Annotated in this window: 16 protein-coding genes; 10 read left to right on the forward strand and 6 right to left on the reverse strand. The window is 45.4% G+C overall.

Annotated elements, in window-relative coordinates; all coding sequences use genetic code 11:
• The first annotated feature begins 46 nt into the window (after positions 1 to 46).
• Positions 47 to 1,444, forward strand: a complete 1,398-nt coding sequence (gene lpdA, locus D0X99_RS08200; RefSeq protein ID WP_119477191.1) for a dihydrolipoyl dehydrogenase — start codon at positions 47 to 49, stop codon at positions 1,442 to 1,444.
• Positions 1,445 to 1,620: 176 nt separating this feature from the next.
• A complete protein-coding gene (locus D0X99_RS08205) occupies positions 1,621 to 2,394 on the forward strand; it encodes a Rossmann-like and DUF2520 domain-containing protein (protein WP_119477192.1) in 774 nt (257 codons plus the stop codon).
• Here D0X99_RS08205 and D0X99_RS08210 read toward each other — a convergent pair whose 3' ends face one another.
• The 4 genes from D0X99_RS08210 to D0X99_RS08225 all read right to left on the reverse strand — a co-directional run bounded on the left by D0X99_RS08210 (position 2,395) and on the right by D0X99_RS08225 (position 6,756).
• Positions 2,395 to 3,249: a pirin family protein gene (locus D0X99_RS08210; RefSeq protein WP_119477193.1), complete on the reverse strand. Its 855-nt coding sequence runs from the start codon at positions 3,247 to 3,249 to the stop codon at positions 2,395 to 2,397. It lies immediately after the preceding gene.
• Between the two features lie 71 nt (positions 3,250 to 3,320).
• Positions 3,321 to 4,610, reverse strand: a complete 1,290-nt coding sequence (locus D0X99_RS08215; protein WP_119477194.1) for a Zn-dependent hydrolase — start codon at positions 4,608 to 4,610, stop codon at positions 3,321 to 3,323.
• A 79-nt stretch (positions 4,611 to 4,689) separates the two neighbouring features.
• Positions 4,690 to 5,688: an acyl-ACP desaturase gene (locus tag D0X99_RS08220; protein WP_119477195.1), complete on the reverse strand. Its 999-nt coding sequence runs from the start codon at positions 5,686 to 5,688 to the stop codon at positions 4,690 to 4,692.
• Between the two features lie 189 nt (positions 5,689 to 5,877).
• On the reverse strand, positions 5,878 to 6,756 hold the full coding sequence (locus D0X99_RS08225) for an SMP-30/gluconolactonase/LRE family protein (RefSeq protein ID WP_119477196.1): 879 nt from the start codon (positions 6,754 to 6,756) through the stop codon (positions 5,878 to 5,880).
• Positions 6,757 to 7,176: 420 nt separating this feature from the next.
• Here D0X99_RS08225 and D0X99_RS08235 point away from each other — a divergent pair, with 420 nt between their 5' ends.
• Together D0X99_RS08235 and D0X99_RS08240 are read left to right on the forward strand one after the other, a co-directional pair.
• Positions 7,177 to 10,521: a DUF1553 domain-containing protein gene (locus D0X99_RS08235; RefSeq protein WP_119477198.1), complete on the forward strand. Its 3,345-nt coding sequence runs from the start codon at positions 7,177 to 7,179 to the stop codon at positions 10,519 to 10,521.
• 2 nt (positions 10,522 to 10,523) lie between these two features.
• On the forward strand, positions 10,524 to 11,936 hold the full coding sequence (locus D0X99_RS08240) for a DUF1501 domain-containing protein (protein WP_119477199.1): 1,413 nt from the start codon (positions 10,524 to 10,526) through the stop codon (positions 11,934 to 11,936).
• An 11-nt stretch (positions 11,937 to 11,947) separates the two neighbouring features.
• On the opposite strand, the gene D0X99_RS08245 is transcribed toward D0X99_RS08240, so the two are convergent.
• Entirely contained in the window at positions 11,948 to 13,516 is a 1,569-nt protein-coding gene (locus D0X99_RS08245; protein ID WP_119477200.1) for an FG-GAP repeat domain-containing protein, read from the reverse strand.
• Positions 13,517 to 13,613: 97 nt separating this feature from the next.
• On the opposite strand from D0X99_RS08245, the gene D0X99_RS08250 reads away from it, so the two are divergent.
• The 6 genes from D0X99_RS08250 (at position 13,614) to D0X99_RS08275 (ending at position 23,931) form a co-directional block, all read left to right on the forward strand.
• Positions 13,614 to 15,071, forward strand: coding sequence for a c-type cytochrome domain-containing protein (locus D0X99_RS08250; RefSeq protein ID WP_119477201.1), 1,458 nt, complete (start codon positions 13,614 to 13,616; stop codon positions 15,069 to 15,071).
• Positions 15,072 to 15,171: 100 nt separating this feature from the next.
• The gene (locus tag D0X99_RS08255) at positions 15,172 to 16,422 is read left to right on the forward strand and encodes a dipeptidase (RefSeq protein WP_119477202.1); all 1,251 of its coding nucleotides are present in this window, start codon (positions 15,172 to 15,174) and stop codon (positions 16,420 to 16,422) included.
• Positions 16,423 to 16,591: 169 nt separating this feature from the next.
• Positions 16,592 to 17,086, forward strand: a complete 495-nt coding sequence (locus D0X99_RS08260; RefSeq protein WP_119477203.1) for a hypothetical protein — start codon at positions 16,592 to 16,594, stop codon at positions 17,084 to 17,086.
• A gap of 248 nt (positions 17,087 to 17,334) precedes the next feature.
• A complete protein-coding gene (gene clpB / locus D0X99_RS08265; RefSeq protein WP_119477204.1) occupies positions 17,335 to 19,953 on the forward strand; it encodes an ATP-dependent chaperone ClpB in 2,619 nt (872 codons plus the stop codon).
• Positions 19,954 to 20,151: 198 nt separating this feature from the next.
• Complete coding sequence (locus tag D0X99_RS08270; protein ID WP_119477205.1) at positions 20,152 to 23,271, forward strand: WD40/YVTN/BNR-like repeat-containing protein; 3,120 nt, start codon at positions 20,152 to 20,154, stop codon at positions 23,269 to 23,271.
• 90 nt (positions 23,272 to 23,361) lie between these two features.
• The gene (locus D0X99_RS08275) at positions 23,362 to 23,931 is read left to right on the forward strand and encodes a pyridoxamine 5'-phosphate oxidase family protein (protein WP_119477206.1); all 570 of its coding nucleotides are present in this window, start codon (positions 23,362 to 23,364) and stop codon (positions 23,929 to 23,931) included.
• Here the strand turns inward: D0X99_RS08275 and D0X99_RS08280 are convergent.
• The gene (locus tag D0X99_RS08280) at positions 23,928 to 26,105 is read right to left on the reverse strand and encodes a DUF5916 domain-containing protein (protein WP_119477207.1); all 2,178 of its coding nucleotides are present in this window, start codon (positions 26,103 to 26,105) and stop codon (positions 23,928 to 23,930) included. The two genes, D0X99_RS08275 and D0X99_RS08280, sit on opposite strands and share 4 nt — an antisense overlap.
• Between the last annotated feature and the right edge of the window lie 58 nt (positions 26,106 to 26,163).

Raw genomic sequence — 26,163 nt, forward strand, 5'->3', positions numbered from 1 at the left:
GTCCAAGTCTGTTTTCTTGTGTCTTGTGTCTAAAACCTAAAAAATCATGTACGACGTCATTGTAATCGGTTCAGGTCCAGGTGGGTATGTAGCAGCGATCCGAGCTGCTCAGCTCGGGATGAAAACCGCAATTATTGAAAAATATTCCACCCTTGGGGGTACATGCCTTAATGTGGGTTGTATTCCTTCAAAAGCACTTTTGGACTCATCCGAGCATTATCACAATGCCGCGCATACTTTCAAAACTCACGGAATTAACTTGAATGATCTTCAAGTTGATTTGGCTCAGATGATCTCCCGAAAGGACGACGTGGTCAAGCAAAATGTGGATGGTATCCAGTTTTTGATGAAGAAAAACAAAATCGATGTACATCACGGAATGGGTTCATTTGTAGATACCCACACCGTAAATGTGACCAAAGCGGACGGTTCTTCTTCTGTTATTCAGGGAAAAAACATCATTATCGCCACGGGATCCAAGCCTGCTTCCTTGCCTTTCATTCCGCTGGATAAGACGCGAGTTATTACTTCGACAGAGGCCTTGAAAATGAAGGAAATCCCAAAGCACCTGATTGTCATCGGCGGAGGGGTAATCGGTATGGAGCTAGGGTCGGTTTATGGCCGATTGGGAGCAAAGGTTTCTGTGATAGAATTCATGGACTCCATTATTCCTACCATGGATAAAACGATGGGAAAAGAGCTCCAGAAGTCCCTGAAAAAGATCGGATTTGAGTTTTACCTCAAGCATAAAGTCACCGCGGTTGAAAATCTCGGTGAGGAAGTGGTTGTCAAAGCTGACAATGGAAAGGGAGAAATTGTAGAGATCAAAGGTGATTATGTTTTGGTTTCAATCGGTCGTAAGCCGTATACTGATGGACTTAATGCAGAGGCTGCCGGGGTGAAAATTACCGAAAGAGGTCAGATCGAAGTGAATGATCACCTTCAAACCTCCGTGCCTCACATTTACGCCATAGGAGATGTGGTGAAAGGTGCGATGCTTGCACACAAAGCTGAAGAAGAAGGAGTCTATGTCGCTGAAACTATTGCCGGACAAAAGCCTCATATCAACTATTTGTTGATTCCAGGAGTAGTTTATACCTGGCCAGAAGTGGCTGCGGTAGGTTACACCGAAGAGCAACTCAAAGAACAAGGTAGAAAATACAAGGCCGGTAAATTTCCGTTTCTGGCATCAGGTCGCGCAAGAGCGTCTATGGATACAGATGGTCTGGTGAAAGTTCTGGCTGATGCCGAGACTGATGAAATTCTGGGTGTACACATGATTGGTCCCCGTACTGCTGACATGATTGCTGAGGCGGTAGTTGCAATGGAGTTCCGTGCCTCTGCTGAGGATATTGCACGAATGTCACACGCACATCCAACTTATACAGAAGCGTTTAAAGAAGCCTGTCTGGCAGCCACAGACAATCGCGCATTGCACGTGTAAGGATTCTGTCAATGCAATAAACATGAAGCCATCTTCTATCCTGAGGATGGCTTTTTCTTTTGAATATTGCTTGTTTTTTAAAGTCATTTGGAATCTCGAATGACAGATAACTTTGGCATAGATGATTTTTTTGTCAGGCTCGATTTCTTTTGTAAAAAAATTGGTTTAATTCCCTCATGAAGTTCAAAATAGCCATTTTGGGAGCGGGCAATGTAGCTTGGCATTTGGCACCGGCTCTGGAGGACGCCGGGCATGAAATTACGGAAATTTACGCCCGAGATATTGATAAGGCCACTCAGATCACTGAACGGGTCTATGCAGCTGAGCCCAAGGATGATCTTGATTTTTCGGAAAGTAAAGCTCAGATTTTCATTTTGGCGGTTAAGGATTCAGCAATCACTGAACTTGCGGATGAAGTGATTTTACCGGAAGGAAGTATTTTGGTGCATACCTCAGGGGCGATGCCTTTGGATATTTTGGGCTATAGTTCTGCGAGTTACACCGGGATTTTGTATCCTCTTCAGTCTTTTACCAAAGGAAGAAAAATGGACATGGATGAGGTTCCGTTTTTGGTGGAAGCCGAGGATGAGGAGACCTTGCAAAAGCTGAAAAAACTGGCAAAAAGCATTTCTCCACTCGTCTATCAGATGCGTTCTAAAGACCGGAAAGCAATTCATGTAGCAGCGGTTTTTGCCAGCAACTTTACCAATCACATGCTTCGGATTGCTGAAGAAATCATGCGTCGGCAAGGTCTCGACTACGAAATGCTCAAGCCGCTGATCATTGAGACCATTTCCAAAAGTCTTCAGATTGGAGCAAAAAATGCCCAGACTGGTCCAGCCATCCGAGAGGATTATGACACGATGGAGGATCATCACCGCTTTCTCAGATACAATGATTCCCTTGCGGAAATCTACCGACTGATCTCTCAGGATATTATTGACAGTTGATCAATGTTCCCAAGATCCAAATTTGCCGGCTTGGTAGTCTTGATAAGCTTCATAAATCTGCTGTTGGGTATTCATAACAAATGGCCCTTGGGCGACCATTGGTTCGTTGAAAGGTGCTGCATGACCCAAAATCAAAATGGATTCCTCCAAGGCCTCAACAGCCAAGCTTTCTCCTGAATCGGTAAATTCAACCAAATTTCGGAACATAATTTCTTCTCCATTCACACTCAGTTCACCGCGGACGATGTAGAAAAAGATGTTTTCTCCGGCAGGTATTTTCTTCTCAAACTTCCCCCCTTTTTGAAGATAAATGGTGCTCATTGTGATCGGGAACGTTCCTTCAAATGCCCCTTTTACGCCGTTCCATTCCCCAAAAAGCTGTTGAATTTTTACTTTTCCACCATCCAGTTCAAAAGCCGGAATTTCCTCTTTTTGTAGCCCAACGTAGTTTGGGGTGACCATTTTCTTAGCAGCAGGGAGATTAAGCCACAGCTGCAATATTTCAAGGTCTCCGCCATTCCGCTTGAATTCACTGCTCGAAACTTCTGCATGGATCAATCCCCTTCCCGCAGTCATGTATTGCACACCTCCTGGACCAATGACGGATTCATGCCCGGAAGAATCCTTATGCATGATGTCGCCTTCCAGGATAAAAGTCACAGTTTCCATTCCCCGATGTGGGTGAGGTCCAAAAGGAAGACCTTGATTTCGCTCAGGATACCGCTGAAATCCGTGATGATTCAAAAAAATGAAAGGGTCAATCTGCTGGAGACTTCGGGTCGGCAGCGGGCTGTAGGTAACTAGATCAGCAATCGGTCGATATTCTGCTTTATGTATTCGCTTAATGGCTCTCATGATTTTTATACTCTATGAGGTAAATAGATTCAGTACGCTAAAAGTTTGGTGAGAGTAATTTATCAAGTCAATTACTTTAGTTTTTTATCCAAATCCAGAATGGTATGGAGAAGGACATTTGCGCCATTGGTGATGTCTTCCTTGGAGGAATATTCCGGAGGAGCATGGCTGATTCCGTCTTTGCTTGGAATGAAAATCATGCCCATCGGTGCAATTCGAGCCATTTCCTGTGCATCGTGTCCAGCACCGCTAGGTAGGCTTTTGGTGCTAAGTCCTAGTTTTTGGGCTTGAGTGCCGATGACTTCACGAATCATCGAGTCCGCTAGAGCTGGTTTACTGGCTACTTCGATATGCTTGATACCCAATCCGATTTCACTTTCCTCGGCAAGTTTTTTTGCTCTGGCCTCCAAGTCCGCATAGATTTTCCAGATTTTTTCGGAGGACAAATCTCTGACCTCTACATTCACTTTGACTTCTCCTGGGATGACATTTCCCGCACCCGGAAAGGCTTGGATTTTTCCGACCGTGCCCACTTGACGACCCTCATAACTGTTTACGATTTCGTTGACAGCCAGCACAAATCTAGCTGCCGGTAGCATCGGGTCTTTTCGCATATTCATTGGTGTGGTACCGGCATGATTTGCCTTTCCTTTGAACGTGAATTCCCACCACTCGATGGCTACGATTCCTTCGACTACGCCGATGTCCAGTTTTTCATTGTAAAGGTTTCCTCCCTGCTCGATATGGAGTTCCAAATACGCTGCGATGTCTCCTGAATTTCTTTTCAGTTCAGGAATTCGGTCAGGATTCCCACCCAAAAGCTTGATTCCTTCTGCCTGAGTAATTCCGGCATTGCTTACCACTTGCAGGGCTTCCTTACTCAAAGCCCCCACGAGCGCTCGGCTTCCAACCACTCCGCCTTCTTCGTTGGTGAAAATGATCACTTCCAGCGGATGCTCGGTTTGAATACTTTTTTCGGAGAGAGTTCTGACTACCTCAATGGCACCCAGCGAACCAACGGGTCCATCATAATGTCCGCCATTTGGTACTTCATCGATATGAGATCCAAAGGAAATTGGCTTAAGCGCAGGATTTTTCCCTGCTTTTTTCCCAATGATATTTCCCGCAAAGTCTACCGAAACATCCAATCCGGCATTTTTCATCAATTCCTTGACATAGACTCTTGCTTCAACATCATGCTTGCTATAGGCCACCCGGTCAGATCCTCCGGCGGCATTTTTTCCATAGATAGAAAGCGTAATCAGACTTTCGTGAAGCCGATCTCCGTTGACATAGAGCTCCTGAGAAAAGGAGGTGAAACTTTCGAAAAGTGCAAAGGCTAAAACCAGATATTTTTTCATAATTAAGGGAAACCAAGTGGGCGTTGTAGCATGAAAAAAGTCCCTCTTTTGGGAAGGACTTTGTTTGAAAGGGAAAGTATTACTTCAGCCAGGCAAGTTTGATCTCGTCGGGGGCTTTCATTCTGTCTGCCAGTCGCATGTATCGGTCAGCCAGATTTGCCAGGTAATCCTGAGCTTTGGCAGCAGCTGCATCCAGGCCGGTGAGGGCTTCTATTTTCCAAAACTCCACTAAATGCTCGATGATTCTTGCATAATCCCATCCGGTATAGATGCCAACTTTTTGGGTGATATCGGAGAAATCTCTATAAAGGTTAGGTCGGCTTCCTCCTTCTCCCATCAATACCGCCGGCATTACGATTTGCTTTCGCATCATTTTCTCAAAAGCCGTGATTGCTCCACTTGGGTCAATTTCGAAAATCCGAGCCATAAAAGATTTGTAAGCCTTTTCATGTCTTGCCTCGTCCCCTGCTATGGTTTTGCATATTCTGGAGAGCACGTGGTCACCGGCTTTGTCAGCCAGTTTTCCTGTATTTACGTGGGAAATTTTGGTAGCTCTTTCCTGAAAAGAAGTGTAGATCATTGCCTGGTAGGGGTCTGATTCAGACTTTGGGTCAAAGCCATTAGTGATTAGTCGATGAATAGTCTGCTCCACCGCTCTCATATCTACTCTGCCAGTCAGGTAAAGGTATTTGTTCAGCAAATCTCCGTGTCTGTTTTCTTCGGCAGTCCAGGCTTTGGACCATCGAACCCATCCTGATGGAGAAAGCAAAGATCTTTCCTCGTTGATTCCCTCCAGAAGGTTAAAGTAAGTTTGGTAAGAAGGCAAAGCCTCCTCGGTGATCATATTTCCAACCAAAGAAGTCAAAACAGTGTCAGGAATTCCTTCGGCTCTTTTTTGAAGCAATTTGATGTCTTCAAAAGCTTCAGGGTTTCCCATGTCGGGTAGAAAATCGGAAGGTTGCCAGCAATCATCCGGATCCACCAGCACATTGTCCACAGCATGGCCCACGAGACCATCCAACTGTGAGATGACCTCCATGTTCTTTTCTAATTCGTAATTGATTTCGCCTGATTTCATTAGGGTACTGATTAGTCCGTTGGGTTATGCTCGGACGGTTAACTAGTTAATATGAATAAAGGTACGGACAAATCTGCGGACTTATGATAGAAAAACTCTAATTCAGATATTGGTTTCCATGAATGGTGGATTATTGAAAAAAGAAGAGGCCTTCTACTTGAAGGCCTCTTCAAAAACTACAGGTAAAGATCAATAGTCCAGCTTGTAAGCAGCTACTTTGTTTTTGAAGAAAGTAGGTACGTAGACGATTTTTTCAGCGGCATTGTATCCGATATCGGCAGTGTTGGATTCAGCAGCTTTGGTGTCCAACATAAGGGTTTGTGTAGAGTCGTTTGCAAACCAGATTTCTCCTTGCCATCTGGAGGCTACAAAGTTTCCATCACCAAGGATGATCAATCCATCTCCTCCCGTTACATTGGCATTCACTACAGTTGAGGTCCCGTCAGCATTCCATTTTTTTAATCCTGAGGGATCCAATCCATAGATGGTACCGTCAGTACCAACTGCGATTCCGTTGATCGAGGCGTGGCCTTCAGATACCGTTGTGATTGCTCCATTGGCGTATGCATGAACTTTCCCGGTGTTCATGTCGGTGAAGTATACGGTTCCGTTATGAGCAGCCGCATCATTGAGGAATTGTGCTCCTTCCACTTTCCACTTATTGGAAACTTTTGAAGTGGCGATGTCGATTTCCACTAATTCATCGATATCGGTTACATAGAGTTTTCCATTGGCGATAGCCATTCCTTTTGGAGCATTCAGGCCTTTTACCCAAGCAGGATTCATGATTTTTCCCTCTTTGGAAATGATCGCAATGGAGCCTTTTCCGTCTTTTTGAAGTGGATCCTGACCTTCGATATTGGATACATAAATGGTTCCGGTTGCGTCATCAAACAGCACAGACTCGTTGGTGATCAGAGAGTCTGCAGTTTCCCAAAGCAAGGTGAGTGTAGGAGTTTTCATTTCAGCTACTTCTACTACGACCTCCTCGGTCTTTTGTGGGGCGCAGCTAAACAAGATAGCGGAAACTGCAACCCCCATCAAAGAAATTTTAGTGATTGATTTCATGAAGGATTGTGATTTAGTTGGAATATTAAATTGATGAATTCAAATTTCGTGAAATTACTTTCCAAAATAAAATCCTGAATGAAAGTAAATTGTTTCGGTAATCAGGGGAAAAGTTTGAAATTGAACCATCTTTCAAGGAAATATTTTGAAAATCAGTTGTAACGTCTTTACAGATTTAACTGAATTTTGATTGCAGTTTGACTTGTCCTGGTTTCCATGGAATAAGGTTTTTTCATCTTCGACAGAGGTGAATTTTTTTGGTTTGAGGAGGAATGGTCCTGAAAAAAACCAAAAAGAGGATTCTGGAAATATTTGCCTAATTGATTGAAAACCATAGGATATTTCTTGAATTCAATTTTTTTCAAAACGAAAAAAATGCTATTGAAATTGGTATATTCATAAAATTTTTCAACTCGTTCCATGGTGACAATTTTGAATGCCGGTAACCCCATCACAAAAATCTGTGTTGGGATTTTATTTTTATTGGCGGGCTTTTTTATAGTTGGATGTAGCCCTTCGTTACCGGAACCAGTTGAGGAAGCCTACACCTTGCTTCCTGATGAGGTGGATTATAATTTCCACGTAAAGCCAATTTTAGCGGACCGATGCTATGCTTGCCATGGTCCGGATGAAGGATCCAGAAAAGGGAATTTAAGACTTGATATTGAGGAGGAGGCTTTTGCCCAGCTTGCTTCCGGTAACTATGCTTTTGTTAAAGGAAGTGTCCGAAAAAGTGAAGTTTACCATAGACTGGTAAGTGAGGATCAGGAATTCATTATGCCTCCTCCTGAGTCGAACTTGTCTCTGACTCCTAAGGAAATTGCCATTATAGTAAAATGGATCGAACAGGGATCAAAATGGAAGGCTCACTGGTCATTTTTGAAGGTTGAGAAACCCGAAGTCCCTGAAGTAAAAAAGGATTGGGTAGCAGTGAACCCAATTGATAATTTCATTCAATCCGAACTGATTCGTCAGGGCTTATCCCCAAATCCGGAAGCTGACAGGGAACGGCTAATTAGAAGGGTAACCCTTGACCTGACTGGCCTTCCTCCGACTATCGAGGAAATCGATAATTTCCTCAAAGATAAATCGCCTGAAGCCTATGAGAAAGTGGTTGATCGGTTGCTTAAAACCCAAGCTCATGCGGAGCGACTCACCATGGAATGGCTTGACGTGGCCCGATATGCCGATTCTCACGGTGTTTCTTTCGATGGCTACCGGGAGATGTGGCCTTATCGGGATTGGGTTATTGAGAAGTTCAAATCCAATCTGCCATATAATGATTTTATCACTAAACAGGTAGCGGGAGATTTGTTGCCGGGAGCCAAACCGGATGATAAACTGGCAACTGCTTTTTACAGACAAAATCCAATGGAAGCATCTATGGGGTCCATTGGTGAGGAATATCGGGTAGAATATGTAGCCGAAAGAACAGCCACAACTGGAACAGCTTTTTTGGGTCTGACGATTGGGTGCGCCAGATGTCATGATCATAAGTTTGATCCGATCACTCAAAAGAATTTCTTCCAGCTTTCTGCTTTTTTCAACAGTGTGGATGAATTTGGATTGGGGCCTGCCGATGCTAACCGACCACCAACCCTGATTTTGTATGAAGAAGACCAACTTAAAAGGCTCGACTCAATTGATGCACTGATAGCCACGCATGAGGCCATGCTGACTAAGGTGGAAGCAGGCCAAATCAAAGATTATGTTTCCAGCATAAGCTCCGCTGATCAAATCGAAAACGAGATTGGCTCTTATTCCTTCGAGTCATTTGAAAAAATCAAGAGGAAAAAGAAAGTGGTGAATCCTTTTGCCGAAGATGAGAAAGCTGCCTACGAAAAGAAATCAGCCAAAGAAAAGGCGAAAGCGGACTCCCTTAAAAAGGCAAAAAAGATTGAGTATGAGGAGGTATTGATTTTAGACAAAAACAAAAAATCAGAAGCTACCCTTGGCGTTTCTTTGGCTGAAGGCAAACGAGGCAAAGGGGTGAGTTTTGATCACGACTACGATTATGTCAGTTTGATTGAGGCAGGCTGGATTGAGCATTATGAATCCTTCAGTGCAAGTGTCTGGGTCAATCCCAAAAAGAGCGAAAAGCCTCATATCAAAACGGTGATGGGCAATAGTAATAACTATGCCGGAATGTACCGCGGGTGGGAGTTTGCGTTGGATTCGACCAACCGATTATCCATGAGAATGATCCATCGGTTGCCTGATGATTACCTTGAAGTGGTTACCGAAAAAGCAATACCCTTTGAAAAGTGGTCTCAGGTAGGATTTACCTATGACGGAAGTCAAAAAGCCGAAGGAGTTTCAATTTTTATTGATGGGCAAAAACAAAAAACAAATACGCTTTCGGATAAACTCACCCGAAGCATCAGGCCGATTAATAGCTACACCAATAAATATGATACGCTCCCGATTCGATTAGGGAAGAGCTATCGGGTTTGGACATTTGATCCTGGGATTTTTCAGGGGTCCATGGATGAGGTTAGATTGTTTAACCGGAAACTCACTCAGTTGGAAATGGCTCGGTTAGGTGAAAATACAACCCTTCCCATTTCAGCTTCGATCTCCACTGAGCATAATCTGGCAAAGGCAAAGGAGATCATTGCCCTTGAAGGTAAGCTCAAAACCTTTAGAAAAGCCAAGGCTGAAATCATGAGAAATACCCGGGAAATCATGGTGATGGAGGACATGCCTAAGCCCCGAAAAACTTATTTGCTCAGCAGGGGAGTTTACAATCAATATTTGGAAGAAGTGCAGACAGGCACTCCTGAAAGCGTATTGCCTTTTCCGGAAGATTACCCCAAAAACAGACTTGGTCTTGCCAAATGGCTTGTCAACAAAGATAATCCGCTCACTTCCCGCGTGACTATCAACCGATACTGGCAGATGATTTTCGGAACCGGTTTGGTTAAAACAACCGGTGATTTCGGGATTCAAGGCGAGTTGCCTTCACATCCGGAACTCTTGGATTGGCTTGCTGCAGAATTTATGGAAAGCAATTGGGACCTTCGGAAAATGCTCAAGTTGATGGTAATGTCCTCGACCTATAGGCAATCATCTTATGCAAATCCGGAAAAGTATGAAGCTGATCCTGATAATCGCTTTTACGCAAGAGGAAGTAGTTACCGCTGGCCGGCAGAGATCATCCGCGACAATGCGCTTGCTTCCAGCGGGATTTTGCAAAAAAAAATCGGTGGTCCCAGCGTAAAACCTTATCAGCCTGAAGGACTCTGGGAAGAGTTGGGAAATTTTTCATATAAGTTGTATACCTATAAGCAGGATACCGGAGCCAACCTCCACAGAAGGAGCTTGTACACTTTTACCAGAAGATTCTCACCGGCGCCATTTATGTCCACTTTCGATGCCGGCAACCGGGAGATTTGCATCACCCGAAGGGTGAACACCAATACACCTCTTCAGGCTTTGAACTTGCTGAACGACCCCCAGTTTGTGGAGGCTTCCAGGAGCCTGTCGGAAAGAATGCTAAAAGAGAAAGTCTCACTTGATGATCAGCTAACGCTTGGATTCCGGCTTTCCACAGGAGTCACCCCAAGTCCGCAATTGCTGAAAACCTTAAGGGAACATTACCAAAGTGCCTTTACTCATTTTCAGCAGCACCCAAATCTGGCAGATTCTTTACTAGCGGTGGGAGAAATCCCACGGGATATCCGTCTGGATAAAACCAAAGCCGCAGCGCTCACCATTGTGGCCAATTCAATTTTTAATTTCGACGAAACCTATATGAAAAGGTAATCATGGGACACGACCATATTCATAAACCGCTTACCCGAAGAGAGTTTTTGACCAAAACTTCTTTGGGTCTTGGGGCAGTCTCTCTGGCTTCCCTGATGAATCCATCTTCCTTGTTTGCCTTTGGAAATCAGCCTCATTTTGTACCTAAGGCAAAACGGATCATTTACCTGTACATGGCAGGAGCACCGTCCCAATTAGACCTTTTCGATTACAAGCCAATGCTCAAAAAAATGCATGGCAAGGATTTGCCTGGCAGTGTTTTGGGAGATCGAATTACCGGAACCGCCGCCACACAAAATTCCCTCCCTCTGGTAGGGTCACCTTATAATTTTAAGCAGCACGGAAAAAGCGGAATGTGGATGAGTGAGTTGATGCCCAACATGTCAAAAATTACCGACGAGTTGTGCAAAATCCAATCCATGCATACAGCCTCTGTCCAGCACGAACCTGCTCAGATGTTTACCAATACGGGCTCGGAACTTCCCGGCCGACCGTCTTTTGGATCATGGATCAGTTACGGACTGGGCTCAGACAATGAAAACCTTCCGGCATTTATTGTACTCAAGACTGAAGGGCTGGAAGGCGGATTTTCAGGCTTGTTCTCAAGTGCTTTTTTACCTGCTGAGCACCAAGGCGTGCGTTTTCGGGGAGGTAAGGATCCTGTCCTTTTCCTGACAAATCCCCCCGGAGTGACTGAGCAGGCACGAAGGGAGCAACTCGATTACCTGCAAAAGATGCAATCCGGCGCCCATGAGTTTTGGGATGATCCGAGCATCAAAGCCAAAATGGCGCAATATGAGATGGCATTTCGGATGCAAACTTCTGTTCCGGAAGTCGTGAACACGAAAGGTGAGCCGGACTACATCTATGAGCAATACGGAGAGGATAGTAAAAAGCCCGGGACTTTTGCCAGTAACTGCCTGCTTGCCAGAAGACTTGCTGAGCGCGGAGTGAAATTCATTCAGGTCTACCATGGAGGCTGGGATCACCATAACAACCTGCCTAAAGATATCACCAAGCGTACCAAGGAAACTGATCAGGCAAGCGCCGCCCTGATTATGGACCTCAAGCAAAGGGGATTACTGGAAGATACCCTGGTTGTATGGGGTGGGGAATTTGGGAGAACTTGTTTTTCCGAAGGACAATTGACAGCTGACAATTTCGGTCGTGACCATCATCCTGATTCCTATACGATGCTGCTTGCCGGAGCGGGAGTGAAAAAAGGACTGACCTATGGAAGAACTGATGATTTCGGATACCATGTCGTGGAGAATCCTGTCCATGTCCATGACCTGAACGCCACGCTTCTCCATCTGATGGGTCTTGACCATGAGCGGTTGACTTATAAATTCCAAGGCAGAAGATTCAGGCTGACAGATGTGGAAGGACTGGTCGTGAAGGGAGTCCTCAGCTAGATTTTAATCGATCAATCCGGGATCAGATCCATGCAGGTTTTGTTGCCGGAAGCATCTGTGGCGCAGATTTTCCAGGTTTCAGTTTTGGTCTTATCCCTAACGGTAACTTTCCAAAGATTTTCTCCATACCAATTCAAAGGAACTTCCTGATTATTGACCAACAATACTACCGACTGCCAATCCTGCGGCATGTTCGGGCTTTTATAGTCGTGGATTCTCGCTTTCAAGGTGAAAGTGCCCGGAGCAATCTCTTTCAATTGGGAATGTGAGATTTTCGGAGCCGAGGTGTCAGCTTTCACAGTGGTTCCGATAAAGATCCGCTCCTCGATGGTTTCCTCCCCTTCTCCCTGTCCCATGATTAGGTCTATTTTTCCATCCGAATTGATGTCGCCTAGTACCAAGGAAAGCGTGTGAGGAGTCGGGTCTCCCGACATAATAGATTGACGGAGTTTGAATTTTCCCGAGCCATCGTTCACCAGCAAGCGATCTTCTCCGGTGAGTGAACTTAGCAGGAAATCAGAGTCTCCATCAGAATCGAAATCAAGGAAAACCACATTGTTGTCATCCTCTCCGGTGTTTTCACTTGTCGGCCAAAGCAGGGAAGTAGCATCAATAAACCGCTTTGCGCTGTCATTTCGGAAAACATGCTCTATCCTTGACCATGTTTTTTGATCCACAATTTCGCCATCGTTGACGGTGACCAGATCCAAAAATCCATCTCCATCCACATCCATTACCTCAAACTCGTAATTGTTGGTGTAGGCAGGAACGAGGCGTTTATCGGTGAAATTCCCTTTTCCGTCATTTACAAAAATCCGGCTCGATCCGCATTGCTTACAGGAAACAGCTATGTCGGGATCAAAGTCATTGTCGAAGTCAAAGAATTCCAGATCCCATGAAAATTGGATCAGAATATTGGGCATTTGAGTTTCGGTTACATCAGTATAAACCCCACTCCCGTCATTGAACCAAAGTCGGGTGCGACCGCCGATATTGTTCATGTTCGATCCAGGTCCCCAATCGGCGAAAATAATATCCAGATCTCCGTCATCGTCTGCATCTCCAAACTCTACGTCACCGACACTTGCCAAAAGAGTAGGCAAATGAGTTTCTGTCACTCTTTTAAATTTTCCTTGGCCCTGACCAAGATATAATTCAGTTTGGGTTTGGAAGGTGTTGCCGACCAGGATATCAGGATTTCCGTCTCCGTTTAGGTCACGGACTTTTATGACACGGGCATAAAATTTAGAATCACCGAAAATATCCTCGGTCACTTCCAGAAATAGGGCGTCCGGACCCTGATTGATGAAAATACGGCTGGATTCCAATGCGCCCGGTTCGGAATAATTCCCGCCATTTGCAAAAATCAAATCGATCCTTCCGTCGCCGTTCAGGTCCGCGGCTTCTACGCGATTGGTCCATTCGGCAGTTTTGGGTAAGTATTTTTCCGTCATATCCTCCCAAAGGACCTTGTCTACCTGGGTTTCTGTCGTTGAGGATTCCTGGGCTTTTTCACAGGAAGAAAGTGCAATTACCGAGACAGCAATCAAAAAAATCAACTTGGCGAGAAAGAGCTTCATGGGGTTTTGATCAGGGAAAAGGGCTGGACTTATACATTTTTGGATAGGAGGATTATAAGGTACAAATGTTAACTTTAAATGGGTTATCCATCTCTATATGAATATTCTTTTACAGGCAGACTCTACCTTATTTTTAGGCCGTTTTCATCCGCTTGCGGTTCATCTTCCGATTGGTTTTTTGCTTTTCGCAGGGATTTTGTTTGTTCTCTCCTTATTCAAAAGCTATGGTTTTTTGCTACGAGCCTTGCCGATCGTCCTGCTTCTAGGAGCGATCAGTGCGGTTGTTTCAGTAATCTTGGGCTTGTTTCTTTCAGATGAGGGTGGATATCCGGAAAGTACCCTGTTTTGGCACCAATGGATTGGAATTTCGGTAGCCATTATCTCGATTCTAAGTTGGATCTGGATTCAGGGTTGGTTCACCAAAAAGGTTCAAAATGAGGATAAAAAGCCAATTTCTAACCATGCCAATATAGAACATCGAATACACGAGAATAAAAAGAATATCGGGTGGTTGTTGGGTTTATTGGTGATTTTGATTTCGATCACTGGACACCTTGGTGGTAATCTCACCCATGGCGAGGATTATCTTTTTGCCTACGCTCCTCCATTCATTCAGGACTTGCTTATTGAAGAGGAAGCGGCAGTTAGTCAGTTTGAATTTCCGGCTGATCCTGATTCCACCCTGCTTTTCGGGCATGTGATCGAACCGATTTTAAATCAAAAATGTGCCTCCTGCCACGATGAAAACACCAAAAAAGGCGGATTGCTGCTCACTACTCATGAGGGATTACTTCTCGGAGGAGATAATGGTCCGGTACTTGAAAATGGGTCTCCTAAAAGTAGTGAACTTTTTAAAAGGGTTAGTATGGATCCGGCAAGCCGGAAATTTATGCCTCCCCGAGGAACGCCCATGTCGTATACTGAAATCACCCTTCTGAATTACTGGATTACGGCCGGGATGCCGATGGATCTTACCGTGACGGATGAGCGTATTCCGGAAGAGATTCAGGTTCTTCTCCAACAAGGATATGCCCTGACCACCAAGAAAAAGCCTTTTTATGAAAAAGCGATTGTCACCCCTGCTTCAGAAGAGACCTTGTCAAGTTTGCGGTCACAAGGCTACAAAATAGAAACCCTCGCCGAGGGCAACAACTTCCTGCAAGTGCAGTCAAAGGACACGTTAACCGCGGCGAAGATGGAGGCCTTGCTGGCCATCAAGGAGCAGATCACTTGGCTTGACCTTGGAAATTCAGGTCTGAAAGACGAGTGGTTAAGTTCTATTGGGAAGTTTACCAACTTGACCCGACTCAATCTTGACAACAATGCCATTACGGATGCGGGCATCATCCATTTGGCAAAATTCGACTATTTGGAATCCCTTAATCTCCACAGTACATCGGTAAGCAATACAGGCTTAAAGGCATTGGCCAGTCAAAAAAGCTTAAAGAGAATTTACCTCTGGAACACCAAAGTCACCAGAGAATTGGCTGATTCCCTTCAGAAAGAAAACCCTGCCTTGGAGATTGATTTGGGGGTAACGCTGAGTGGAAAGTGATGGGAGGTTAAGGCCTTTTAAGCCGATGATTTCCTAATGATTTTTTTAATATAAGTTTTTGAAAAGCACTTATCTTCCGATTCCCAGATAAATCCATTCCATGAAAAAACTCCTTTATCTCCTTGCGCTCTCCGGGTTAGCCTTCGCTTGTTCTCCAAAGGAAGAAGCGATTGACTACACCAAAATGACCGATGAAGAGCGCCTTAAAGCCGCTACCGAAATCGCAAGGTCTACCATCATGGTTGATGGTCACGTGGATCTTCCCTATCGGATGAAGGTGGGTGGATTTACACTTCAGCGCGAAATATTGGACGTTTCGGTTCGGACTCCGGATGGGAATTTTGACTTTCCACGATCCAAAGAGGGGGGGCTTGACGCACCGTTTATGTCTATTTACATCCCGGCAGTAAACCAGAAAATACCCGGTGCATCCAAGGCTCTTGCAGATTCTTTGATCCTAATGACGGAGCGATTGGCTTCTGCTTTCCCCGACAAATTTGCCATGGCTTATAGTCCTGCGGATATTGAAGCCAATTTTGCAAAAGGCCTGATCTCACTTCCCATGGGGATGGAGAATGGTGCCGGGATTGAGGATGACCTAGCCAATTTGGAATACTTTCACAAGAGAGGAATCCGATACATCACCTTGACTCACGGCACGGACAACTTGATCGGTGATGCGAGCTACGATACCACAGGGACCCACGGGGGCTTGAGTCCTTTTGGCGAAGAGGTGGTCAGGGAAATGAACCGAGTGGGGATCATGGTTGATCTAAGCCATGTTTCAGACAATACGTTTAAAGATGCCTTGGCCATCACCAAAGTGCCGGTGATTGCTTCCCACTCTTCGGTAAGAAAATTTACTCCGGGCTTTGAGCGAAATATGAGTGATGAGTTGATCCAGGCTATGGCTAAAAATGGTGGGGTAATGATGATCAACTTTGGAGGAAGCTTTATTGATTCCGCTTATGCAGCCGGTGCAGACAAAGTTCGTGAGCACATCGTCAACTGGTTGGCCGAGAATAATCTGACTCGACAGGATTCAGCTGCCCAAGCCTATATTCAGGAATATACGGCCCAAAACAATCCTTTTCCGACGGTGCAGAAAGTGGCAGATCATATTGACCACGTAAAAAATCTGGTGGGAATTGATTACATCGGTTTGGGTTCGGACTTTGACGGTGTGGGTGATTCATTGCCTACCGGACTGAAAGACGTATCAATGTATCCCAATCTAATTGCAGAGCTGCTGAAAAGAGGGTATTCCAAGGAGGATATTGAAAAAATCTGCTACAAAAACATCTTCCGCGTCTGGAAAGCAGTGGAGGAATATGCTGCTTCAGCGAAATAAAATCAGTTGACTTCATGAATGATCCCCAGCTTTAAACTAAGGCTGGGTTTATTTTTTCGGGAATTTGCATGAAAATTTTCCCAGAAGACTTTTGTCATGTTTTTGTAGCGGAATTTTCCCGAAGTTTTAGCCAACATTTTAAAATCAATCAAAATCAATTAGTCACTTTATGAAAATTTATTTAACAGTACTTGGGCTATTAATTTTCATCTTTCAAGTTCAGGCTCAACAGGAAGTAAGCATTTTCAAACAGGGAGTACAAGGATGCTATTCGGATTACTACATTGAGTTTCATAACAGAGGTGCTTCCCAACCTAAAGATGGAGAATACGAGGTAGTTATCTCGGTCATTCAAAACAACCAAAGTGAATGCTACATGGGGAAAGCAACAATCCAAGGCGGTAAGCTGGTTCGTCCGGTTTACATCCAAAAAACCGATGGGACGTATTCCACTTTGACAAGAATGTTTAAAGACTTTGATCAGACTTGGTTGGCTCAGCAGGATCCGCAAACTTTAAATGAAATCACAGATGGAATGAGTGCCTTGTTTGTTTCTCAGGAGCAATATCGGGTTAGACTGTTTTTTCCATCTTTGATAAACACCAACTCCGTAGTGAATAAAAAAGCTCCTCCGGCTGGTGACTTGCTGAAAAAAGGAAATTAAGGATGGCCCCGTCAGATAAGACGGGGTTATTTTTTGTCCTATTATAGCTCCTGTTTTCTGACATTATTTCCTTTTTTGCTTTGTTTATCAGGTGTTTTCAGTCATTCTGGCCGAAAAGTCAGCTTGGAGTTGAATTTGTTCCAAAGGAGGTAACGGGAAAAGAACTCCTCAAATCCTGATGATGAATCGTGTCATTGGATGGGGAATTCTGAGCCCCGGAACATGGACCACCACTAGCAGACCACACTATGGATTTCAACCAATTTACAATCAAGTCTCAGGAGGCAATTCAAAAAGCTGCCGAGCTTGCCACAGGAGCAGGTACCCCTGCGATTGAGTCGGCTCATTTACTCAAAGGAATCTTTTCTGAAGATGATAATGTGACTGACTTTCTATTTAAGAAGCTAGGTACCAGCAAACAATTGATTTCGCAAAAGCTGGATCAGGAATTGGCCAAGTTGCCAAAGGTAAGCGGAGCCAATCAGCAACCTTACTTGTCTGGACCTGCTAATCAGGTATTGACCAAGGCCAAGGACTATCTCAAGACATTTGGCGATGAATATGTGGCCATTGAGCATTTGTTCTTGGCAATTCTTGCGGGAAGCGATGCCACCGCTCAATTACTCAAGAATCAGGGTTTGGCTGAAAAGCCCCTGATCGAAGCAATCAAGGAACTAAGAAAAGGCAATAAAGTGACTGATCAAAACGCAGAAAGCAAGTACAGGGCTTTGGAAAAATATTCCAAAAACCTGAACGATTTGGCTAAAAAGGGCAAAATAGACCCTGTAATCGGCCGGGATGAAGAAATCCGGAGGGTGCTTCAAATCCTCGCCCGACGAACCAAAAACAACCCAATCCTGCTCGGTGAGCCGGGTGTGGGTAAAACGGCAATCGTCGAAGGACTGGCTCAACGTATTGTGTCCGGAGACGTCCCCGAAAACCTCAAATCCAAAACCTTGATCTCTTTGGACATGGGCTTGTTGGTGGCAGGGGCCAAGTACAAGGGGGAATTTGAGGAGCGACTCAAGGCCGTTATTAAGGAAGTGACGGATGCGGAGGGGGAAATCATCCTCTTCATCGATGAGATTCATACCCTGATCGGCGCAGGAGGAGGTGGAGAAGGTGCCATGGATGCAGCCAACTTGCTAAAGCCAGCTTTAGCACGGGGTGAACTCCATGCGATCGGTGCCACCACCCTCAAGGAATACCAAAAGTACATCGAGAAAGACAAGGCGCTGGAGCGAAGATTCCAGGCGGTCATTGTCGACGAGCCGGATGCTGCAGATGCGATTTCGATTCTTCGGGGAATCAAAGACAAATATGAATTGCATCATGGAGTACGGATCAAAGACGATGCAGTGATTGCTGCGGTAGAGCTTTCGCAGCGGTACATTTCAGATCGATTCCTACCGGACAAAGCCATTGACTTGATGGATGAGGCTGCCGCAAAACTGAGAATGGAGATTGACTCTCTTCCTCAGGAATTGGACGAGTTAAATCGTCGCATCATGCAGTTGGAAATCGAGCGTGAAGCTATTCGACGGGAAAACAACAAGGATAAAGAAACAGTCCTCAGCAAGGAAATCGCTGAACTCTCCGAAAAGCGACAAAATGTAAAAGCCAAATGGGAAAGCGAAAAAGCGGTCATCATGGGCATTCGCCGGGAAAAGGAGGCCATTGACAAACTGAAAATGGAAGCGGAACAAGCTGAGCGAGCCGGAGATTTTGGTAAGGTGGCTGAGATCCGATATGGCAAGATAGGTGAAGCCGAGAAAAAACTGGAGTCGTTCAAAACCCAGCTGGCAGAAATGCAGGCAGGCTCTCCGTTGCTCAAGGAAGAAGTGGATCAGGAGGATATCGCATCTGTGGTGTCCAAATGGACCGGAATTCCAATTTCGAAGATGATCCAATCGGAGCGTGAAAAACTACTCCATCTGGAAGAAGAGCTTGGAAAAAGAGTCGCAGGCCAGCGGGAAGCAATTGCAGCATTGTCTGATGCCGTTCGCAGAAGTCGCGCGGGATTGCAGGATCCGAAGCGTCCGATCGGTAGCTTCATCTTCATGGGTACCACTGGAGTCGGAAAGACCGAATTGGCGAAAGCGCTAGCTGAATACCTCTTCAATGACGAAAATGCCATGGTACGAATCGACATGTCCGAGTATCAGGAGCGACATGCAGTTAGCAGATTGGTGGGAGCGCCTCCAGGCTATGTGGGTTACGATGAAGGCGGACAGCTGACCGAAGCGGTGAGGAGAAAGCCTTATTCTGTGATCCTGCTGGATGAGATCGAAAAAGCTCACCCGGATGTGTTTAATATCCTGCTTCAGGTATTGGACGACGGACGCTTGACTGATAACAAGGGTCGATTGGCCAACTTCAAGAATACTATCATCATTCTGACCACCAACATCGGTTCGCACTTGATCCAAGAGAGATTCGCAGAGATGGAGGAATGGAACAAGGAGGAGATTTTGGAAAAGACCAAAACCGAGGTGTATGAAATGCTGAAGAAATCTGTTCGGCCTGAATTTCTAAACCGAATCGACGAAACGATCATGTTTGAGCCGTTGAGCAAAGGCATCATCCGCAAGATCGTGGACATTCAGTGGAAGGAAATTCAGAAGAGACTTGCAGAAGCCAATATCGAAATTGAGGCCACTCAGGAAGTCTTGGATTACTTGGGTGAAGTAGGATTTGATCCGAACTTCGGTGCCCGACCACTGAAGCGAACGATGCAGCGATTGGTGCTGAATGAGCTTTCGAAGCAGATCTTATCAGGCTACATTAAGAATGATTCTGCTGTTTTGGTGGATTTGGATGCTGACAAGCAGGTTTATTTCAAAAATGTGGATCTTACAGTAGTTTAATTTTTGACCTCTGAGAGTACCTTAATTTGTACTCTTCAAGGCTAAACCATCAAACCCTTGAGTCTTTGGACTAGGTCCAAATTCCTCAAGGGTTTTTTGTTTTTTTACGCTTTTCAGTTTTCAGGTCTTTCCAAATGATCCAATAGTTTTTTCTCCTGTCTTTTACCTAAATTCCGATAAAACCATCAATCCTTCTTCATGAAACGATTTTACGCGGTGCTTTGGCTCCTGTTACTTCTGGGAGTTGCACACCATCAGGCTTTTGCTCAAAAAAGTAAAAAACAGGCTGAGCTGAGTACAAAACCTGTTTTTGACACTTCGCTCTACAATGCCATGGAATTTCGGCTTGTTGGGCCTTTTCGTGGAGGCAGAGCCACAGCAGTGGCGGGCGTAGTCCAAGAGCCGCTGATATTTTACATGGGGGCCACAGGTGGAGTATGGAAGACCACAGACGCAGGTGAGAGCTGGGTCAATGTATCGGATGGTTTTTTTGGTACTGCCTCAGTCGGAGCGATTGCAGTTGCCGAATCCGATCCCAATGTCGTGTATGTAGGAATGGGTGAAGCACCTGTCCGTGGGGTAATGACATCCCATGGAGATGGCGTGTATAAATCAACGGACGCCGGCAAAACCTGGAAGCATATGGGCTTGCCTGAAATTCGCCAAATCTCAAAAATAGTCGTCCATCCAACCAATCCGGATATCCTTCTGGTGGGAGGGCAGGGAAGCCCCTATGGAGCAACAGATGCCAGAGGAATTTATCGTTCAGAAGATGGTGGGGTCACTTGGGCCAAGGTTCATTATGTGGATGAAAACTCCGGGGTTTCTGACCTGAGCATGGATATGAAAAACCCTCGAATCATCTATGCGGCGTATTGGGATCATCGCAGATTTCCTTGGAAAGTTCAAAGTGGAGGTCCGGGAAGCGGAATTTATAAATCCACTGATATGGGTCTGACTTGGGCAAAACTTTCCGAAGGTCTTCCAAAGGGAATAATGGGTAAAATTGGCATATCAGTTTCCAGAGCCAATCCAAACACCGTTTGGGCAATCATAGAAGCCGAAGACGGAGGTCTTTACCGTTCCAATGACGCAGGGAAAAATTGGAAATTAGTCAATGGCGATCGCTTGCTGAGAGCCCGATCCTGGTATTACATGCACATTTTGGCACATCCTACCGAGCCTGAAACAGTCTACATTATGAATGCACCTTTGGTGGAATCCAAGGATGGAGGAAAGACGTTTTCGGACTTGGGAACCCGCCATGGAGACAATCACCAGCTTTGGATCAATCCTGAGCATCCTCAATACATGGTCAATGCAAATGACGGGGGAGGTAACGTATCCATCGATGCCGGAAAAAATTGGTCTCGTCAGGACAATCAGCCCACCGCTCAATTTTACCGAGTCAATGTAGACAAGCAATACCCGTATCGCATTTATGGCGGGCAGCAGGATAATTCTTCTGTGTCAGTCGCTTCCCGGGCAAATGGATCAGGAATTGGTTTGAGTGATTTTTACCCCGTTGGAGGTTGTGAGTCTGCCTATTCGGCTTTTGATCCCGAAAACCCCATTTACATTTATTCTGGATGTTATCAGGGGATCATTACCGAATGGAACAGTGCGACCAAATTGGAAAAAGATGTGATGGCCTATCCTTACCAAGGGCTGGCATCCAATCCGAGAGAAGTGAAATACCGATTCAACTGGAACGCACCAATCATCGCTTCCAAGCATGATCCTAGTGTGATTTACCATGCGGGTAATGTGATTTTAAAAACCAACAACCGAGGTCTAAGCTGGGAAGAGGTTTCTCCAGACCTGACTAAAAATGACACCACACACTTGATTCCAGGTGGCGGACCCATCACCAATGAGGGCGCTGGAGGAGAAGTTTACCATACGATCATGTACCTGGCCGAATCTCCCCATACGCCGAATGTACTCTATGCAGGTGCGGATGATGGCTTACTCCATGTGACCCAGGATGGGGGAAAAAGCTGGTCAAACATCACCATTCCAAATACGCCTGATGGAATGGTCAATCAGATTGAAGTGTCTCCCCATGATCCTGCCACGGTTTATGTAGCCTTTAATAGTTACAAGTTCAATGATTTCACCCCTCATGTCTTCAAGTCCGCCGATTATGGAAAGACCTGGACTCGCTTGGTGAATGGCATTGGAAAAGAGGCTCATGTCAGAGTCGTTAGAGAAGATCCCAATCAAAAAGATCTGTTGTACGCAGGGACGGAAACTGGCCTGTATATTTCCTTCAATGGTGGTCAGCTTTGGGAAAAATTTCAGTTAAACCTCCCGATTGTTCCAATCAATGACCTGATGATTCAGGACAATGATTTGATTCTTGCTACTTCCGGGCGGTCTTTTTGGGTGATGGATGATTTGAATCCCCTGTATGAATTGGCAAAGGCCTCAGCTTCAAATTTCTATGTTTATCAGCCTGAGCCTGCTATCCGGGATTATGCTATGAGGGGAAAGAATCCTCAATTAGGTCAGAATCCCTATCCTGGTTTTTCGGTGATGTATTACCTGAAAAGCACTCAGGATTCCATTCTTCTGGAAGCCGAAATAAGGGATTTAAAGGGAAACGTTCTGAGGAAATTCACCACGGATTCAAAAGCTAAAACCGGTAAAATCTCGAAAAAATCGGGAATGAATCGCCTGAATTGGGATTTGAGTTTGGATGATTTTGAGGGGGTTGAGGGGGTTTTTTCCGGAATCGGATCTTCCTCCCAGCGGGTAATTCCAGGAAAATACCAATTGGTGATGAGGTATCAGGGGCAGGAAATCTCCAAGGAATTGGAAGTTAAAGCCGACCCGAGATGGACTGCAAAACCCGGTGACTATCAGCTGCAGCATGAGACCTTGATCTCGTTGCGAACTGCCATTATTGATACCCGTCAAATGGCTGAAAACCTCCGGAGTCTCCGAGTGCAGATCAAAGATCTTCAAGACCGTGTAGATAAGGAGGAATTTGCCGAATGGCACAGTCAGGCCAATGAGGTGGTCAAAGCCGTAGATGCCGCAGAAGCAGAGTTGATCCAAACCCAACAGAAAACCTTCCAGGATGTCATCAATTTCCCAAATAAACTGGATGCAGATCTCCTGCATATCTATAGTGCAATCAACGATGGTGAACCTCCTGTGACAGAAGGGCAAAAACTTCGGGCAAAAGATCTGCTCGAGAAATATTCCAAAGTCAAAGCCCAAGTGGAAGAGGCAATGCAAGGAACCAAGACCTTGGAAAGCGCCTTGGTTGAACAGAAAATTCCTTTTCTGGTACCTAAGAAAAAATCGTAAAGTAAGGCCCGGCCCCATCCGGCAGGATGGGGCTTTTTTTAACCTTCTAACTAGTTATTGGTTGATTTGCCAAAGAACAAACGAATAGTCATGCTCTTCACTGATAAAGAATCTCCCGAAGAAATCTGGAAAATCCTGATTCATGAACTTCAAAAAGGATTTTTGGATGCGGATCATCCGTTCCGATTTTTGAGCCTTGGTACTTTTGGCGAAAACGGACCCGAGGTGCGGACAGTGGTCCTTCGGGAGTTTGAACAGGTGCTCGATTTGTATGTTTTTACGGATTTTCGTTCCGACAAAGTGAAAGAACTAAGAGCAAACCCATCAGCCACTTTGCATTTTTACCATCCCAAAAAGCGGGTGCAAATCCGGGTAAAAGCCAAAGCTGAGATTCATCATCAAGACTTGGTTTGTGCTGCTTTTTGGAATACGCTAAAGTCAGATTCACAAAAAGGATATCAGTCCGTTTTGAGCCCCGGGGAAGAAATTTCTGATCCCAAAGAAGCCTTTCATTGGTCAACTCAAACTGGTGATGAGTTTTTTGCAGTGCTGAGATTTATACCTGAATCCATTGAAGCTTTGCAACTAGACGGATTGAAGCACCTACGGATACTTTTTTCAAAAAGGCACCATTGGAAAGGGCAATGGCTCGTTCCCTAAACATTCCACCAGTAGGTGAATTTCAGGACAATTGACCGATTCTTCACATTAAACGGATCAGGCAAATAGTTGTCTGTGTAGACGATAAACAAGTCAGAAGCTGGCTTGAATCTCCACTGGAAGCGGGTGTTCAGGTTGATGTTGTCGATCTGCTCGTTGTATTGAACAAAGGCAGTGAAGAATAGTGTGTTGGTCATCGTGACGTCGATTCTCGGACCGACCAGCCAATAATCGGTAGTGCCCCAAGGTTCCGGGAGGACGATTTGATTGTAAGTGGTGTTGAGGGCAAGACTCACATAAGGCTGAAAACGGTAGCCCAAATCCGTACTCAGCGTGTATAATTCTCCATCGGCATAATACCCCCCCAATCTCGTGGAAAAGCCATAGGTGAAGACGCTCTGTGGCTTTGAAACGTATTCCGTCCTCCAGCTGTAGGCATAATGATCTGACCCAACAGGCAATTTTTCATTTCCGGAATTTGTAGGATCGAAAGGTGCCTGCAGCTTCACAAAGTCATAAATGAGGTAGGTGGTCAGGTTGCTCTGACTTCTGAAGCGTACGTTGTAGGACAAAAAAGAATTGTTGTCCGTATGGACTCCCTTGGTATTGTAGAAAAGCGTTGAACTCAGATCAGGTCCATGACTCAGGATTTTTTCGCTTTTGGGAAACCAGCGATAGCCTACAAAAGGATTTACCTTGTAAAACCCCTTTCTCGGGACGTAGCCCACCTCTGCGGTATAATTTTCTGAAACATATTCATGCTGCCAGCTCCATGTCAGGTTTCCGCTGGCATACTTGAGATTAGCTGCATGGACAAATCCGTTGCCGACATTGTCAGGGCCGAAGCTTTGCAGCATCATGGCTTTTCCGGTCCAAAGGTTATTGCTGGAAGCCAGATTGTATTCCAACCCCACGTTTCGGTTAAATTGGGAATAGACGGGCTGCTCGGAATTGGGGTCTGGATTATAGTTCAGAGACTGTTTGTTTACAAACATGGCTCCAATATTGGATCTGGCTCCGACCTGTCGCTGTAGGGCCATTACGGTGAAATTTTGAGAGGGGAGAGCCGTTTCGGAGACTTCACCTGTCTGCATGTTCATCGCTCCGATTCTCCAATCTTTATTAATCTTGCCACTCAGTCGCGCCCCAAACTGAATCGGAGCATTAAGTCCTATCCTTCTGGAGAAAAACGGACGAATGGTATTGTAGCCAAATCCCGCGAACAAGTCCCCGTTTTCCAAGAAGAACTGTCTTCTCTCCGGGAAAAAGAGTTCGAATCGGTCCAAATTGGTCACTTGCCGATCGACTTCCACCTGGGAAAAATCGGGATTTACCGTGAGGTCCAAATTCAGGGAAGAGGTCAGTGAAATCTTTGCGTCCACCCCCACTTCTCTTCGGTATTCCGTAGGGCCTTCATTTTGGAAATCTTTGCTCACTCCTCCCAATAGGTAGGGAATGACTGAAATATTTGCCCCGGCATCCGGTGGAGGATTGTCCCACACGAGTGTACCCGTATAAGCCAGGGAAGCTGAAGGAAACTGACGGGGCACTGGCGCCCATCCTGATTTTTCGGTGGTTTTCAGGTCCAATCGACTAAAATTGATTCCCCATTCGGTGATGCCTTTTTTGTATCGAATGGATTTGAATGGGATCGAGGCCTCAAAAATCCACTTGTCCTCGTAGTTTTTCACTTTCGATACCCATTTGTTATCCCAGCTGAGATCAACACTTCCCCCATTGTACATCTGACCATCCCATTGGGCTCCGGCGGCGTTGGCTCCGAATGAAAATCCATTGGTCTGGTCATCGAAGGGATCCATGAAAAGCAGGAAGTTGTCATTTTTTCCAAATGAAAAGTCCCTTCGGAGTGATTCCACCATGTACGGACCTTCCACCGCATGATGATTGACGACAATCAGGTAAAGGTGATCTTCGTTGTAGCTCATCCGTACGTCCGTCCTTACCTTGGCGAAACTCGTGTCCATCGGGGTAATCATGAAAAAATCTGTCGCAACCTCCGCGTCTGTCCATGCCTTCTCGTCAAGTACCCCGTCAATTACTATCGGGGAGCTCGCTTTTTGAATGGAAAGCCTGTAGCCTGCATTGATTTTTTGAGCAGAAAGGCTGGTAGCCAATCCGACAGTCAACAGGGCGAAAATAAAAAAGAAACGCATGGCGGAGGGTGATTTTCAAAACTAAAGAAAGCCGATTGAAAGCCGGCAAGGCGTAGCT

The organism is Algoriphagus lacus (assembly GCF_003583985.1).
In the GTDB taxonomy this organism is placed as follows: Bacteria; Bacteroidota; Bacteroidia; order Cytophagales; family Cyclobacteriaceae; genus Algoriphagus; species Algoriphagus lacus.